Genomic DNA, 13,919 nt, shown 5'->3' on the forward strand with positions numbered 1-13,919 from the left:
CTGAATACGTCCGGGTGGCGGAATGGCAGACGCGCTAGCTTGAGGTGCTAGTCCCCGAAAGGGGGTGGGGGTTCAAGTCCCCCCTCGGACACCAGCTTTATCCCTACCAACGGGCCGGATGCTCGCATCGAGCATCCGGCCCGTTGCGTTGTACACGATCTCCACGTTCAGCGCTTCGTACAGTCTTTGCAGCTCGGCGGGGTCCGCCTGTCTGATTACCTTCTTCACGTCGCCGAGCGAATCAATCATGGCGTAGACATCGGCGGCGACCCGCGCAGTGCGTTTCGGTGTCCCATTCAGCTCAGCCTGAGCTGCCGCGCGCTTCGCTTGTGCTTCGTTGATCGCATCGACCAGAGCCAGCGGATCGACACCGGCGGCGATCGCGTCTTGGAATCGGCGCAACTTCGCTTCCGCATCGGCAAGCCGCTGTTTGGCACCGACGTGGCTGGTAGTTCCGGCGTCTCCACCATCCTGCGCCGCCAGCAGGTCCAAAACAGTTCTGTCGACGTTGACCGGATCGAAGAGTCGATCAATCCACTCGTTGAACCGCTCGATCACCGCAGCTTCCGGCAGGTACACATTGGTCGGATGGCCGTCGAGTGCGGGTGAACCAGGCACCATCGTTCGGAGCGCACAGCGGTAGTAGGTCCGAGGACCGCGCGGCGTTCCCTCCATCCGGCGTTTGCAATATCCGCACTTCACCCGCCCACGGAGCGGGTAGGCCCTCTTCGTTTGCTTCTTAGGACCACGTACCAGCTTCTTCCCGGCGGAAAACCCACCCGCACCCCGAGACTTCCGCAGCAACTGCGCCTGCACGAACTCCTCGACCTCCACGACGTGCGGGTGTGCCTTCTTTCGAGAACGCACCACACGATCAGGCGCGGCCTTCCGGAAGCGCACCACGTGCCCCGCACCGACGTCGTCCGGATCGAGCAGCACCTCCTGTCGAGTCCATCGCCCGAAGAACGCAAAGCCCGTGTAACGGGGGTTCTCCAGAATCGCGCGAACGGTGCTGCCCTGCCAGCCGTCTGCGAGCCGATGCCGGTTCTGATCCGGTCGCCGAGCCGACGGGCACGGAATCCCGTCCCTGTTGAGGCCGTTCGCGATCGCCCGGTCTCCCATTTCACCGGTCAGGTACTCGGCGAAGATCCGCTGTACGACCTCTGCACTCGGCTCGTCGATCGCCAGCACGCGCAGTCGGTAGCCCTCGGCCGCCTTTCGCGGGTTCGGGTGCGGTCCGCCGTCAACGACCGTGTACCCGTACGGCGCTCGGCCGCCCTGGTGCCTCCCCTCGTTCAGGACCTGAGCGTCCATTGCGGCTCGGACACGAGCTTGTACGTGCTGACGCTCCGACTCGCTCATGCCGCCGAGCATGCTCATCAGCATCTTGTGCGAGGGGTTCCGCGCGTCGTACTTGCCGCCGAGTTCGGGCACCCACAGATCCACGCCGTAGGCGGCAAATTTCGGGGCGACCAACGAGAACTGGTTCCCGAACCAACACCGTGTCCCCTCCCCCACCACGATTGCGTTCCAGCCCCGGTTCGGGTCCTTCAACGCGTCCAAGAGACGAGAGGCTTCAGGACGTCGCTCCCAGGGCACCGACCGGGATTGCCCGACATCGAAGAACTCCTCGACGACCACCCCACCGAGCGGTTCAACAAGCTTCTCGGCGTTGCCGTACTGCCAAGCGCGCGAAGTCTTCGGGTCCTGGTTGTCCTCGGTCGAGCAACGGCCGCTGAACGCAACCGGCCCGACCCCTTCGCCGATCGGTTCGACGACCTCGATGCCCAGCAGCTCGTCGAACGCGGCCCACGGATCTCGACTGATTTCAACAGTCATCCATCCCCCTTTCCCGAGGCCCGTCGAGGGCCTCGACCTCGGTCACCCTGATCAGTATGTCTAGCAGTATGCGACTTGCCTCCCTGGTGAGGACAGGCAGTTCAGCTGGTGGGTTGAATCTCAGTTCGCCGTCCTGCGGCTCGTCGGCGATCACGACGGGCTCCCGTCCGCGTCGCTCGATGTGCCGATTTCATCATTGGCCGCGATGCGCTCGACCGCCGCGCGGAGGTCGGCAGTCAGGTAGCCGCGTACACGTCGGGTGCCCTCATCCGTCGGGATGTACTGGCGTGTAGGCCGACAACCCAACTCCCCCATGTCGACGCCGAGCGCGGTCACCTCGACTTCGAGCGCCTCGGCGAGTTCCGCTGTCGGCACGAAGTCACGCGTGTGCACGTCGTCGCCGAGGTAGTCGACGACCGACGCCAACGGTTCGGGTAGCTCGACCTCGGCCAGGCTCGCCACGGTTCCGATCGCCCTGACCGCCGCCGAGCGGTCGAGCATCGGCGGAACGTCGTGCCCTGCCGCGTGTCCGCTGAGCGTCCCTTCCGCCTCGCGCAGAGCACGGCCGCGCTCGCAGATCTCCCGCCAGTCCTCGTTGGGCATGTAGTAGGTCCGCACGGTCAGCGCGAGTACGTCGGCACCAGCTTGGGTCTCGCCGTCCGGCCGCAGGATGCCGACACCCCGATGGGAGGGAAGTAGGCGGCTGCTGTCGTATCCGCGCGTGTTCATCTGCTCGCCGAGAATGATGTTGCTGTCACGGAAGTCCATGACGCGCAAGGCGAAGCGAGAGCCGAGCACAGCACGCAGCTTGGTCGGAATGGTCTTGCTGTCCGGTCGCTGGGTCGCCAGCACGAGGATGATCCCGGCGGCCGGCGCTTTCTTCGCGAGCCAGGTCAGCAGCTCGCCGATGTACTCCCCCGCCGTGAGCTTCTTCCCTTGCACCTCAACAGGAGTGCGGTCCTCCAGTGCGATGTGGACCTCGTCCACGATCAGCGCCGTGATCGGCATTCCGAGCGACTGATCACGAGACATGTCCGGCGTCACCTTCGACTCAGGACATGTCACGTCGTCGAGATCCTGCATCCTCCGGTAGCGGTTCTGGACATCGGCGACCAGCTCGACGAGCCAATCCAGGAACGCGAGCACGTGCTCGGCGTCGTCGCCCGCCATGAACCGGTGGGCGACCTTCTCGGCGGCTTTCCAGTCCTTGCCATTTTTGAAGTCGGCGACGTACAGCCGAACGTAAGGGTCCAAGATCAAGCCCGCGGCTGCCAGTCGTTCAGCCATTGTCTTGCCCTGCCTGGGAAGCGCGCCGATCAGAAGCGACGTCCACACGAGCGGCAGCGTGATCCGCCTGCCGCGCGCATCGGTACCGAACGGCACCGGCCGCCACGCGTCCCACCGCTCGACCGCCAGCAACGGCGTCCGGATCGGCGGCTTGGCGTACGGGTCTTCATCGGCAACCCACATCGCGACGCGTCCGGCGTGTCCGCCGTTGCCTCGCACCCGCTCGACACTGAGTTGGATCTCATCGACCGCCAGCGCCGATGCAAGGGCTTCCCGATGCTTCACGACGTCGGCTGCCTTGCGGGTGGCGGGGAGATCGACGGTGACCGCCCATCCCCCGCCCTGGTGCTTCGCTCGCTCGACGAGCCGCAGGCTTTCGTCCTTGCCGATCAGCTTCGCGTCACGGAACGCGTCCACCAGGATCTGTGGGTCCATCGTCCACGCGAGCGAGCGTGGTCCGGCGAGAGCGGCCTTACGTCCAGGGTTCCCGTCCTTCTGTCTGCCGAGGATCGCCAACGCCGCCGAGGTGACGACGCCGGCAATCCACAACACTCGGTGCCCGTAAACAAGATCGAGGATCGCAAGGGAGACAAGGTAAACGGCGGCTACGGCGCCGGTTATCTTCCACCGGAACAGCGTCAGTCCACGGATCTCGGCGAACTTGTCCGCCAGCTTCTCCGACTGCTCGGCAGCCTCGCGGTAGTCGTGCACTCGCACCCATCGCCGCCAACCGCGCACGGCGACCACCAGGCCACGAAAGGTGGCTCGGACGAAGCGGAATGGCGACCGCGCCAGCCACAGGAGCCCGTCCTTGACCGCGTACCCGAGAGCCTGCCGTGACTTCAACGCCGCCGGAACGAACCGCGACCGCTGCCACCAGCCCGCCACGCGGTGAACGTGTGGCGGCTGAGTCACGTCCGCGTGGTCGTCGACGAGTTCACCTTCGAACACCGGTCCCGCCGGAACCATCTCCCCGGTCATGACGGCACCTCGGCGTTCAGCGCCGCTGCCAACCGCGACGACAGACCGCGCGAGCACTCCGTCACCTGACGCACCCACGCGGGAGTGACCGTCACGTCCGGCGTGCGAGCCGCTCTGGCAACCGCGAGGTAGTCGTCAAACGACGTCCTTGGATTCGAGCGCTTCTGCGCCTTCCGCCGAGGACTCGGCGAAGCCACCGGTTCCGCCGGTTCGGCCGTGAACGCGGCGACCGCCGAGCCGAGCTTGTCCCGAAGGTCGGTCACCGCCTCGGCGGCGACGAACACGACGAGCGGCGGAACCGAGTGCAGCACCACCAGCGCGGCCGATCCGGCGGCGTACGCGCTCCAAGTGTTCATGACGTACGTCGCGCCGAGCGTGAACCACTTCGCCGCCCGCACCCAACCACCCATGCGGACGCCATGCCGCGCCGTGACCTGCTCGGCCCGAAGGATCGCCAGGAGCACCAGCGACACCATCGGGTCGAGCAGCCACGCAGCGCACCAGGCAAGCGACCACACCGGAGAACCGGCCGCCGCGAACTGCTGAACGTTGGTCATCGTGAACGCCAGCCCGAGCAGGATGCCGGTCCAGCACAACCGATCGACCTGTACCGCTACGCGCTCGATCGGCTCGCTCATCGCCGTTCACCGCCTCGGCGACGAGGCTCGAACGTCGTCACGGTCAGGGCCTTGGTCAGCGTGTACGACGCGAACAGCGCGGGCACGGCGAGCACCGCGACGAGCAGCCAGCCGCTACCTCGTTGGGTGATCACGATCCACTGCGCCACGACGATCAGCGCGGCGTTGAACAGCACGCGCCCGCCAAGCGAGGCGAACCGTGCTCCCGTGCGTGCCGCGCTCGCCGCAGCCTTCGCGCGACGGGACGCCGTTCGCCACACGAGCACCAGGACCAGCAGCGCGCCTACAGCGGCCATGATCTGAGTCGGGGTGAGGGTGAGAGCGTTCATGAACGCGGCCCCCTCTCGAAGCGGTCACCGCGTCGGAGCCAGTGCGGGTACAGCTCCCGCCGCTCGTCGTCGGTGAGCGCACCCCATACACCGGTGGTGTTCTCACCGGTCGTACGCAGTTCCAGTTCCAGGCACTCGTCTTGCACGGGGCACCCGGCACAGGTGCGCGCGGCGAGTTCGTGATCGGTCAGTTCTTCGCCAGCGTCGGGTGGCTCGTTCGTGAACGCCCACATGCACAGGCCGTCGCGTTCGACGACCTCGGCGAGTTGGTCGGTCGGCACCCAGCGCAGGCGGTCCAGCGACCACGCGATGCCGATCAGTCGGTCGTCAGTCACGGAGCACCCCCGGACCGGCGTTGGCGAGCAGCGGCAGGAGTGCGCTCACGGGGATGACGGTCTGGCCGCGACGACGTTCGGCGTGCAGCTTGCCGAGTCGGATGGCGCGGCAGACCTCGGACCGGTCGACGCCGAGGAGCCACGCGGTCTCGCGGATGGTGTGGGCGGAAGCAGACAGAGAAGTACGCATGAGGAATAGCCTTTCTGCGAGAAATGATGATTTCAGTTTCATGAGTGCTGATATCAGCACACTTGAAGACATGCGAGGTCGCAAACGGCGCGTGAAACGCCGTGTCACGCCGCAGCGCTCGAAACAGTGACTAATCTCAGCGCCGAGGCGGAGCGCGGAGGAATACGTGTCGGAGGATTGGGCGGCAGTCGCCAAGGCGATCAACCAGCGGGTGGACGAGCTGGGATTGCGACAGAAGGAACTCGCCGAGCGGTCGCACGTATCGCTCGCGATCGTCCGCGAGATTCAGCACAACCTCGTAGAGCGCCGGCGAAGCCCTCGAACCCTGGAATCCCTGTCCACAGCACTGGGTTGGCACCCGCTGCACCTGGACGCCGTGCTGCGGGGGCGCACGCCTCCAGAGGTCGGCGACCCCGTGGTGGACCTCGCCGACACCCTGTGGACTCGAATGGACCGGGTCGAAGAGCGACTCGAAGACATCACCGATCGGCTCGACGCTCTCAAATCCGACGTTGCTTCCGTAATGAGCCAACTCGCGGAAGTCGCGAAGCACGTCCGCGGCCGCCGGTAGTTCGCTGTTTGCCCTGGTGGAGCTGCTGTTTTCCATGGCACTAATTCCACTGCGAAAACGCGCCGGAGCCCACGCAAGACCCATACACAACCACGACAAGTTCCCTACATATCGCGCTTCGGGGGTAGCGACGAGATGACGTTGCCGAACGGCTGGACCGGGGCCGACGCGTGCGCATTGCAGGACGCCCTACGACTCAGTCAGGAAGCGTTCGCCGCACACCTCGGCGTTCACTGGCGCACAGTGGGCAACTGGCACAAAAAGCCCAGCTCACGACCTAAGTCAGAGTTGCAGCAGGCCTTGGACACGGCGCTCGATCGAGCGTCCGACGAGGTAAAGGCGCGCTTCGCCGAGGCACGCGTAGGTGCGCCGCGAGCCGCGACCGATGCGGCGGCTGACGCCGAACAGCGACTCGCGGCCGATCCGAACATCGTCGCCGCGCTCGACTGGCTCGACGAGCGCGGCACGCGCGAGCCCGGAACCGCCCGCCGCGCCGTCGCGTCACGGCTCGCACAGGTCGATGTGAATTCCTTGCAAGACAGGGGAAGTCGTCGCGGTCGCGTCGATCAGCGCGAGGTCGCGCAGGCTCTCGCGGACTACTACGGCCGTGGTTCCGGCGGCTACGGCCGATATGCCGCCAGGTTCGGTGACGTCGAAGCCGACACGAGCGTCTTCACGCGCTCCGACTGGCTCGACCTCGACTGTCCGCTGATCGCGACTCATGACCATCTCAAGCTGATGCGTGCGGCTGGTGCCGCGCCGGTATCCCTCGACGAGGAGGCTTTCGACCAGGCCGCTCAGCGTCTGGCCGAGTCGCTCGCGCTCGGCATCCGCTTCGTCAACATGCCGCTGTATCGCCTGCTCGGCGTCGACATGCACAGGGAGTCGCTCGGCGGCACGGTCGGGATCTCGTCGTTCGTCGAGTACATCGTGACGATGGATCTCCTGGAAGGTGAGCTGGTTGACGCGCTGGCCGGCGGCGTGCAAGCGGGCGAGCTTCCACTTCGTGACCGCTACTTGCCGGACCTCGACACCGTGCTGGACGTCGGCGGACGTCTCACCGCAGGCGGCACGCTCGCGCTGTGTGCGTTCGCTCGACCAGCCGACCCGTTCCGAGGCCCGGCAGACTACGTTCTTCTGGTGCAGGAGCGCTCAGGTCACGTCATCAACGCCGCGCGTCGGCTTGCCGTGATCCCGAAGGGCTTTCACCAGCCGCTGGTGGACTTCCGGGCCGATGCTCAGGTGGGCGCAACGCTTCGACGTGAGATGGAAGAGGAGCTGTTCGGCCGCCACGACATCGACAACACGGTGGGCGACCAACGCAGCGCCGATCCGATGCACCCGAGCCGCCTTTCCGAGCCGATGCGCTGGCTCCTCGGCGAACCGGGCCGTCTGCGGATGGAGTGCACCGGCTTCGGGCTGAACCTCGTCAGCGGAAACTTCGAGTTCCCAAGTCTGATCGTTGTTGACGACGAGGAGTTCTGGCAGCGCTACGGCGGGCAGATCGAGGCCAACTGGGAGACGGCGAACCTTCGCCAGTACTCCAGTGCCGATGCCGAGCTCGTCGAAGAGCTCGCGGCCGACACGGCGTGGAGCAACGAGGGCTTGTTCGCGCTCCTGCAAGGGCTTCGCCGACTGCAAGAAATCGGCGGTAGCCGCGTGAACGTGCCAACGATCGAATAGGAGATACGGTGACCGCGAACTGGAGCCAGGGCAACGCTGCGGAGGACGGAAGCGCCACGCGCGGCTGGCTGGTCGGACACTTCATCGACCCGTCAGAGGGTGTGCGGTCGTCGAAGGACGTCGAGGTGAAGTGGTTCAATCACCCCGCCGGAGACAAGCGTGTCGAGTGGACTTCAGACGACCAGCGAACGACCCTCGTTCTGTTGGTACAAGGGAACTTCCGCGTTGATCTGACCGAGGGCAGCGCGACGATGACGCGCCAGGGTGACTACGTGATGTGGGGTCCCGGTATCGACCACTCGTGGGAAGCCGTCGAGGACTCGGTGGTCATGACGGTCCGCTGGCCGTCCCAGACCTGATCAGCCGCCAAGCCGCCACTCGACCGGCGGCAGGCTGACGCGGTCGCCGCCGACCTCGCTCAGCCGACGCAGACCCTGGAGCAACGCGAACAGTCCCTCGTTGCTCCAGGTCTCCTGCATTACCAACTCACTGACCAGGTCGCCGTCGAGACTGGAGTACAGCCGCAGTCCGGCCGCCTCCCAGTTGGCCTCGACCTGACCGCCGAACCGGCGCCAGAACTCCTCGTCCTCGATCACGACCAGGCTTGCGAACTCGTAATTCCCGCTGACGAGGTTCAGCCCGAAACCCGTGCACTCCATCCGGAGCCGCGCCGGTTCCCCGGCGAGCCACTTCATCGGCTCCGACCAACGGCCCGGATGCATCGGGGCCGCCGAGCGCGCATTGCCAGCGGTCGCATCGACGTCAGGGCGGCCGAACAACTCCTCTTCCAACTCTCGCCGGAGCGTGGCCCCCACTGCCGCCTCGGCACGCACATCGGTCAGAGGCTGATGGAATCCTTTCGGGATCACCGCAAGCCGTCCGGCCGCGTTCAGCACTTGACCGGACCGCTCCTGCACCAGGAGCGCGTAGTCTGCCGAACCGCGGACTTGATCATGAGGCCGAGCGATCGCACACAGCGCCAGAACACCGCCCGCACACACGCGGCCCGACAGGTCGTGTACCGCGTCGAGGCTCGGCAAGTACTTGTCTCGCAAGGGAGTTCGTCGAGCAAGACTTCCTGCCACAACCGCATCGGTCAGCTCTCGTTCGAGCAGATCAGCAGTCAACGCGTACTCGACGAACGGCACGACACTCACGCGGCCACGGACCCTCTGGTGACCGAGGTCGACGCTCCGTAGGCGATAGATCGGCAGGTTGGCGAAACGCACGCCGAGCGCGACCGACTCTGCGAGTCGTGACACGGCGGCCGATGCTTCGGCATCGTCGAAGATGACGGGACGATCGACCTCGTCGGCGAGCGACAGTTCGTCGTGGACACCATCGAGCGGGCAGGCTAGATCAAGCCATTCGGAGCGGGTCACGACGCTGCTCAAGACCTCGGCGTCCGCACAGGCGGCCCGGTAGACACCCTGGTCGCCGTAGTAGTCCACGAGCGCGCGAGCCAGCGCTGTTCGCCCAACCCTCGCGCGTCGCGCTCCGTGGTCCAGCATCGGCCCCTGATCGAGTTCGGCGAGAGTCGCGCCCACCTTCGACCGGCTCGTTCCAGGCTGCCAACCTGCCCGTTCGTCGAGCCAGCCGAGAGTAGCGGCCAACTCGACCGCTTCACGCTCCGGCCGTTGCCTCTCGGCAATCTCGGGCAGCTTCGGAGGCGACAGCAGGTCGTCGATTCGAAGGTCGAAGATCCGTTCCAGTAGGCGTGCGGTGACCGGCCGGACAGTTGGGCCGAGCGGTTCGCCAGAGGGCTTCCGACCAGCGGCAAGCCGCTGGAGATGCCGCAGGCCGATCGTGGCTGGCTCGTTGTGTTCGCGAGCGAACACCTCGGCGAAATCGACGAACTCCTGGAACGTCTGATGCCGTTCCCAGATCTTCTGCTCCAGCACCGTCCGGAACGTCCGCACGCTGCACCACCTCCCATGTCGTCCCATGTCGTCATCAGGTCGTTCCGCTGACGAAGTGCTGATGAGACGTTGATTTCAGTTTGACATGGGTCGCCAGCCGGCGGTCCCCGAGCCGTCCGGCGGCGTGGACACCTCCTGTCCGCCTCAGCGCCGCCGGACACCCTCGCAATGGGAGGTCACCGTGACTACGTCCGGCGAGCCGCATCCGGCGGCCGAAGGCCTTCTCGGCTCTGGCTACGTGGTTTCGATGGTGCGGCCGAGCACACCGATCGAGGCACACCTCGGCGACGACGACCTGATCTACGTCGTGCTGCCTGGCAGCCCCTGTCAGGTGCTGATCGGCTTCCTTCCGCAAGGCGCCGAGAACTTCTCCACGATGCTGAGCGAGCAGCTTCGCGCGCTCGCCGACCGCCAGGACCAGAACCGATGACAGCCGGGCCGTTGTGCGTATGTGGGCTGGTGACAGTCCTGGTGACGGTGCTGGCCGTGATCATCGCCGCCGTCTACGGCGAGCTCGTCGCGCGGCTCGCTGTGCGTCGCGCTTCGCCCGACCAGGCCCGTCACCGTGCACCCGACCAGTCGCAACGCCGGAGTGAGCAGCAATGATCGCATTAACGATCTTCGCGGCCGTTTCGTGCGCCGCCGTCTGGACCTGCCTTCTCGGCGACATCTTTGGCTGGTGGAGAACCCCGCTGGCGATGGTGTTGACGCCGCCGCCTCACCCGCACGCCCTCTACCGCTCGCCGTCAACGATCATCGGGGTTCAGACCGTGGCTACGCCGGAAGACATCGCCGACGCATGGCTCTCGCTGACCAACGAGCAGCGCTCCGAACTACTTGCAGAGCGTCGAAAACAACAACTCGACGAGCAGGCCGCGCAAGCGCTGCCACCCGCCGAGTCACAGTCGTGACGCGGGTTCACCCCAGCCATCTTATCCGCGCCGACCGCGATTCAGGAGGAACGACGTACTGGACTCCCAGGCTGCGGCTCCACGTTCGAAGGTCACCGCCTTCTTCCTCGCAAGTCAGATCTAGCACGCCGTCGAGGGGTGCCATGCAGTCATCGCGCAGCGTATAGGCGGTGAACTTACTCCCCGGACGAACCTTCTCAAAGATCGGTGGACGCTTCGCCTCTAGGGGTGATTGAAAGGTGTGGTTCAAGTACTCACCGTGTGCCTTGGCGGTGACGCGAGCCAACGGCGGGCCACTGATCATCTTCACCGTTGCCTTGACGGAGAATCCGCCCACTTCCTCGTCACAAAAGACGGCTTCCTCGATCTCGAACTGCGGACCTTCACGGTGGTCCCGCTCCGCTCGCGCATCATCGAGCTGGGCCTGCATGATCTCTACCTGCATGTGTGCTGCCTGAGCTTGCTGCTCGGCAGCCTGCGCACTTCGCTGCGCCTGCTTCACGCTTTGCTCCGCCTGCTTCACGCTTTGCTCCGCTGCCTCGGCTTGCCGCTTCGCTTGCCGCAGGCTTGCCTCGGCGGCGTCGGCTTGCCGCCGAGCCGAGTTGGCGTTGTGCACCGCGATCCACGCCGCGCCGACCGCGACTAACACCGCGACCCACGCTGCCACGTCTCCCTTGTCCATACTGCCCCTCACCACAGCGAACTGTTCCGGTGCATCTACGTGGTTGACCGAGAGAGTACGGGCCAACACCGACATTCCGAGGCATGCGCCGGGCCATGCTCCAACAACCCCCGGAGCTGCCAGGCTAGGCGGGCTCAGTGCACTCGCGGCCCAGGTCGGCATGTCATGGTCGCACCGATAGGGGAAATCTATTGTCCTTCCACGCACTCGTCGGCGCACCATGGGCCCTATGAACCGTCCGCAGGTGAACCAGGAGCCAGACGCTCCCCAAAGCACGTACATTGTGCTGTCGCGTGCCCGCTCATCCGCGCGGTTCTCTCCAGATGACGGGATCGAAGTCACCATCAGCGACGTTCCCGGCAGCGCCAAACCCGTCCGCTTTAGGTCCGGCACTCGGTGGGTCGACGAAGGACACGATGCCCCGACACCCCGGGAGCTATGGATTGAGGCCGTCGGCCCTGCTCAAACCCTTAACAAGGCTGCGGCGATCTTCGGCTCGGCAGGAAGGTTCTTCAGCAACATCCTCGCCTTCACAGCGAACGCTGCGGTGGACATCCCGGAAGTACACATCGCCTACGATGCCACACCAGGTTGCACTGAGCGTGAGTTTCTAGAGGTCTTCCTGCCTGACGAGGTGGGACCGCTCCGCGAAGGACGCATCGTCAAGTCTGGCGAAGTACTCGCGGTGTTCGAAGGACTTCGCGCCTCGGGGTCACCAGCCCGGCTCGGTCGCGCTGCACAGCAGTACGGCCTGGCGCTGAGGCATTGGTATTTCGGCGGCGAGTGGCTGTCGCTAGCTCACCTCTATATGGCCGCTGAGACCCTGACAAGGGCGATGATCAGGCACCAGTGCGAGCGCCACAGTCTGCAAACTGAGGAGTTGGCTCGGCGACAAGGCATCGACATCGACGATGACGGCAAGTGGAAGCACCGGCTTGAGGTGTGGGCGCGACGCGATGTCATCTTTGACGGTGACAGGGAAACCTACAATAAGGCCCGCAGCGCCAGCGACGGGATCGAGCACGGCTTCATGGAGTTCGAGGACGTCAATCGCAAGGCGCTCGATGTCACCGACAAGGTCTTCAGCTATATCCGCCGAGCGATCCTGACGCTGCTTAAGCTGCCAGAAATGGATTTTCCTGACCTCTGGCAGCGACCACCCCGAGACGTCGCGTCACTGCGCAAGATCATTCGCGGACATCTCGTCGGCGATGGCACGAACCCTGCCGTACCAGGTGAGGACCACCCTCGCCTGAAATGGACCTCACGGGTGAGCAAACTTGAACGCACAGGCGAAAATTTATCTGTGTCGTTCGAGGAAAAGTTCACCGTGCGCTGCTCTCCAGGCTACGGCTTTCGCGGCCAAGCAATCGAGGTCAGAGGACGCCTTGAACCGGGACAACCTACTTACGCACAGTCGGTGGTCGCCGAAGTGAGCCAATCCGCCGCGCCAGCGGTTCCTAGCGAGGACAGTGCCTTCGACCTGATTCGACAAGCGAAGGACCTCGCAGTGCAAGTCGCAGCGTCTGGCACCTCAGTCGGCTTTCCGCCTGCGCTGCTCAATGTCTTCGGATTGTTCGGCACCATCCTGTCCCTCTTTGAGGCAATCGAGGTACTACTTCGAGATGACCGTCCAGTAGAAGCCGCAGTCCTGTTGCACAGCATGATGACCGGGACGTGCCGACTTGAGTCGATCGCCAGTCATGCCAACCCAGCCGGGGCAGCATTGAAGGCCAGGCTCGACGCGATGGAGCGTCACGCAGGCCTGCTAGAAGCCAGATCCGACGAAGCGCAAGCCTTCAAGGGCAAGATTGAGGAGCACCGGACCATGGCGGCAGCAATGGGCGTAATTGCCGCCGACAGCGCACCAGAAGCCCGGGCAGGGCACTTTTACGACCGCAATCAAAATTCGATTCGACTACTTGATGAAATCGCGCTCGCGGACGAGCTCGCTGCCGTCATGCATACCGTAACCGACACAAGCGGCAATCAAGCGTTGAACACCAAGATCCTCGACCCCGCCTTGAGAGCCGCAGTAGCGGCCGACGCTGTCGACGCACTCATCACAGCTGCCGTATCCCTTGCCGCGACAATGCAATGGCCCATCGACCACGACGCCGTTCGCGACATCCAACGCCGCGCTATAGCCCTAAGGGAGGCATCTGCCGACAGTTAGCTGCAAGGGAACGAGTGTGTAGCCAACCAAGTAAGACCCTACCGACCGAGGCACACCCCATCCGCAGCCAGGAAGCCCGTCCCGTCCCGCGTTGGAGCACAGTCAGACAGCTCGTGCAGAGGACAAATCAGGAGCGCGGGACGGGGTCTACCACACGTCCCGCGCTCCTGTTTCTAGCTATCTGCGCAGGTAGACGGCCGGTTCCCGTCGTCCTGCCAACCTGTCCCAATCATGGTTGCTCGTGGGCCCACAGGGACGGGCTATCTGTGCGATCTCAGTCCATAGAGAGCCGTAGGGATAGAGAGCAAGTCGCTCCTCTGAGGTTCACCCCAGGCAGTGGACACCGAGTTACCAGGACCAGCGGTCCTGGTGAAAGGA

At 64.9% G+C, this 13,919-nt stretch carries 16 protein-coding genes and 1 tRNA gene; 8 read left to right on the forward strand and 9 right to left on the reverse strand.

What is annotated here, in order from left to right; genetic code table 11:
• The first annotated feature begins 8 nt into the window (after window positions 1-8).
• Window positions 9-94, forward strand: a tRNA-Leu gene (locus ACFOWZ_RS44415).
• On the opposite strand, the gene ACFOWZ_RS44420 is transcribed toward ACFOWZ_RS44415, so the two are convergent.
• The 7 genes from ACFOWZ_RS44420 to ACFOWZ_RS44450 are packed head-to-tail and all read right to left on the reverse strand — an operon-like array spanning window position 73 to window position 5,599.
• The gene (locus tag ACFOWZ_RS44420; RefSeq protein ID WP_382380176.1) at window positions 73-1,839 is read right to left on the reverse strand and encodes a recombinase family protein; all 1,767 of its coding nucleotides are present in this window, start codon (window positions 1,837-1,839) and stop codon (window positions 73-75) included. The two genes, ACFOWZ_RS44415 and ACFOWZ_RS44420, sit on opposite strands and share 22 nt — an antisense overlap.
• A complete protein-coding gene (locus ACFOWZ_RS44425; RefSeq protein WP_382380178.1) occupies window positions 1,829-1,993 on the reverse strand; it encodes a hypothetical protein in 165 nt (54 codons plus the stop codon). Before ACFOWZ_RS44425 ends, ACFOWZ_RS44420 begins: the two co-directional genes overlap by 11 nt.
• Window positions 1,990-4,107, reverse strand: coding sequence for an FtsK/SpoIIIE domain-containing protein (locus ACFOWZ_RS44430; RefSeq protein ID WP_382380180.1), 2,118 nt, complete (start codon window positions 4,105-4,107; stop codon window positions 1,990-1,992). Before ACFOWZ_RS44430 ends, ACFOWZ_RS44425 begins: the two co-directional genes overlap by 4 nt.
• Window positions 4,104-4,745, reverse strand: a complete 642-nt coding sequence (locus tag ACFOWZ_RS44435; RefSeq protein ID WP_382380182.1) for a hypothetical protein — start codon at window positions 4,743-4,745, stop codon at window positions 4,104-4,106. The genes ACFOWZ_RS44430 and ACFOWZ_RS44435 overlap by 4 nt, the downstream gene beginning before the upstream one ends.
• On the reverse strand, window positions 4,742-5,074 hold the full coding sequence (locus ACFOWZ_RS44440; RefSeq protein WP_382380184.1) for a hypothetical protein: 333 nt from the start codon (window positions 5,072-5,074) through the stop codon (window positions 4,742-4,744). The genes ACFOWZ_RS44435 and ACFOWZ_RS44440 overlap by 4 nt, the downstream gene beginning before the upstream one ends.
• A complete protein-coding gene (locus ACFOWZ_RS44445) occupies window positions 5,071-5,409 on the reverse strand; it encodes a WhiB family transcriptional regulator (protein WP_382380186.1) in 339 nt (112 codons plus the stop codon). Before ACFOWZ_RS44445 ends, ACFOWZ_RS44440 begins: the two co-directional genes overlap by 4 nt.
• Window positions 5,402-5,599 carry a helix-turn-helix domain-containing protein gene (locus ACFOWZ_RS44450; protein WP_382380188.1) on the reverse strand — a complete coding sequence of 66 codons (198 nt, stop codon included), beginning with the start codon at window positions 5,597-5,599 and terminating at the stop codon, window positions 5,402-5,404. Before ACFOWZ_RS44450 ends, ACFOWZ_RS44445 begins: the two co-directional genes overlap by 8 nt.
• 166 nt (window positions 5,600-5,765) lie before the next feature.
• Between ACFOWZ_RS44450 and ACFOWZ_RS44455 the strand changes: the two genes are divergently transcribed.
• The 3 genes from ACFOWZ_RS44455 to ACFOWZ_RS44465 all read left to right on the forward strand — a co-directional run bounded on the left by ACFOWZ_RS44455 (window position 5,766) and on the right by ACFOWZ_RS44465 (window position 8,212).
• Window positions 5,766-6,170 carry an XRE family transcriptional regulator gene (locus ACFOWZ_RS44455; protein ID WP_382380190.1) on the forward strand — a complete coding sequence of 135 codons (405 nt, stop codon included), beginning with the start codon at window positions 5,766-5,768 and terminating at the stop codon, window positions 6,168-6,170.
• A 135-nt stretch (window positions 6,171-6,305) separates the two neighbouring features.
• A complete protein-coding gene (locus ACFOWZ_RS44460; protein WP_382380192.1) occupies window positions 6,306-7,853 on the forward strand; it encodes a transcriptional regulator in 1,548 nt (515 codons plus the stop codon).
• A gap of 8 nt (window positions 7,854-7,861) precedes the next feature.
• Entirely contained in the window at window positions 7,862-8,212 is a 351-nt protein-coding gene (locus tag ACFOWZ_RS44465; RefSeq protein ID WP_045313374.1) for a hypothetical protein, read from the forward strand.
• On the opposite strand, the gene ACFOWZ_RS44470 is transcribed toward ACFOWZ_RS44465, so the two are convergent.
• Complete coding sequence (locus ACFOWZ_RS44470) at window positions 8,213-9,772, reverse strand: transcriptional regulator (protein WP_382380194.1); 1,560 nt, start codon at window positions 9,770-9,772, stop codon at window positions 8,213-8,215. It lies immediately after the preceding gene.
• A gap of 181 nt (window positions 9,773-9,953) precedes the next feature.
• On the opposite strand from ACFOWZ_RS44470, the gene ACFOWZ_RS44475 reads away from it, so the two are divergent.
• From ACFOWZ_RS44475 to ACFOWZ_RS44485, 3 genes are read left to right on the forward strand one after another with little or no spacing between them, the layout of a single operon-like run.
• The gene (locus tag ACFOWZ_RS44475) at window positions 9,954-10,202 is read left to right on the forward strand and encodes a hypothetical protein (protein WP_382380196.1); all 249 of its coding nucleotides are present in this window, start codon (window positions 9,954-9,956) and stop codon (window positions 10,200-10,202) included.
• Between the two features lie 29 nt (window positions 10,203-10,231).
• Window positions 10,232-10,378 (forward strand): hypothetical protein, encoded by a 147-nt coding sequence (locus ACFOWZ_RS44480; RefSeq protein WP_382380198.1) that lies wholly within the window; start codon window positions 10,232-10,234, stop codon window positions 10,376-10,378.
• Window positions 10,375-10,683: a hypothetical protein gene (locus tag ACFOWZ_RS44485; protein WP_382380200.1), complete on the forward strand. Its 309-nt coding sequence runs from the start codon at window positions 10,375-10,377 to the stop codon at window positions 10,681-10,683. The genes ACFOWZ_RS44480 and ACFOWZ_RS44485 overlap by 4 nt, the downstream gene beginning before the upstream one ends.
• 7 nt (window positions 10,684-10,690) lie before the next feature.
• On the opposite strand, the gene ACFOWZ_RS44490 is transcribed toward ACFOWZ_RS44485, so the two are convergent.
• The gene (locus ACFOWZ_RS44490; RefSeq protein ID WP_382380202.1) at window positions 10,691-11,365 is read right to left on the reverse strand and encodes a hypothetical protein; all 675 of its coding nucleotides are present in this window, start codon (window positions 11,363-11,365) and stop codon (window positions 10,691-10,693) included.
• A 229-nt stretch (window positions 11,366-11,594) separates the two neighbouring features.
• Between ACFOWZ_RS44490 and ACFOWZ_RS44495 the strand changes: the two genes are divergently transcribed.
• On the forward strand, window positions 11,595-13,541 hold the full coding sequence (locus tag ACFOWZ_RS44495) for a hypothetical protein (RefSeq protein WP_382380204.1): 1,947 nt from the start codon (window positions 11,595-11,597) through the stop codon (window positions 13,539-13,541).
• Window positions 13,542-13,919 lie beyond the last annotated feature (378 nt).

The sequence above is a fragment of the Lentzea rhizosphaerae genome, from assembly GCF_042649515.1.
GTDB lineage: Bacteria > Actinomycetota > Actinomycetes > Mycobacteriales > Pseudonocardiaceae > Lentzea > Lentzea aerocolonigenes.

Excerpts from the sequence above, each read along its gene's own strand:
- ACFOWZ_RS44440 (WP_382380184.1), bottom strand. The coding sequence starts at position 5,074 with ATGAACGCTCTCACCCTCACCCCGACTCAGATCATGGCCGCTGTAGGC.
- ACFOWZ_RS44420 (WP_382380176.1), bottom strand. The coding sequence starts at position 1,839 with ATGACTGTTGAAATCAGTCGAGATCCGTGGGCCGCGTTCGACGAGCTG.
- ACFOWZ_RS44495 (WP_382380204.1), top strand. The coding sequence starts at position 11,595 with ATGAACCGTCCGCAGGTGAACCAGGAGCCAGACGCTCCCCAAAGCACG.
- ACFOWZ_RS44460 (WP_382380192.1), top strand. The coding sequence starts at position 6,306 with ATGACGTTGCCGAACGGCTGGACCGGGGCCGACGCGTGCGCATTGCAG.
- ACFOWZ_RS44430 (WP_382380180.1), bottom strand. The coding sequence starts at position 4,107 with ATGACCGGGGAGATGGTTCCGGCGGGACCGGTGTTCGAAGGTGAACTC.
- ACFOWZ_RS44490 (WP_382380202.1), bottom strand. The coding sequence starts at position 11,365 with ATGGACAAGGGAGACGTGGCAGCGTGGGTCGCGGTGTTAGTCGCGGTC.
- ACFOWZ_RS44435 (WP_382380182.1), bottom strand. The coding sequence starts at position 4,745 with ATGAGCGAGCCGATCGAGCGCGTAGCGGTACAGGTCGATCGGTTGTGC.
- ACFOWZ_RS44450 (WP_382380188.1), bottom strand. The coding sequence starts at position 5,599 with ATGCGTACTTCTCTGTCTGCTTCCGCCCACACCATCCGCGAGACCGCG.
- ACFOWZ_RS44485 (WP_382380200.1), top strand. The coding sequence starts at position 10,375 with ATGATCGCATTAACGATCTTCGCGGCCGTTTCGTGCGCCGCCGTCTGG.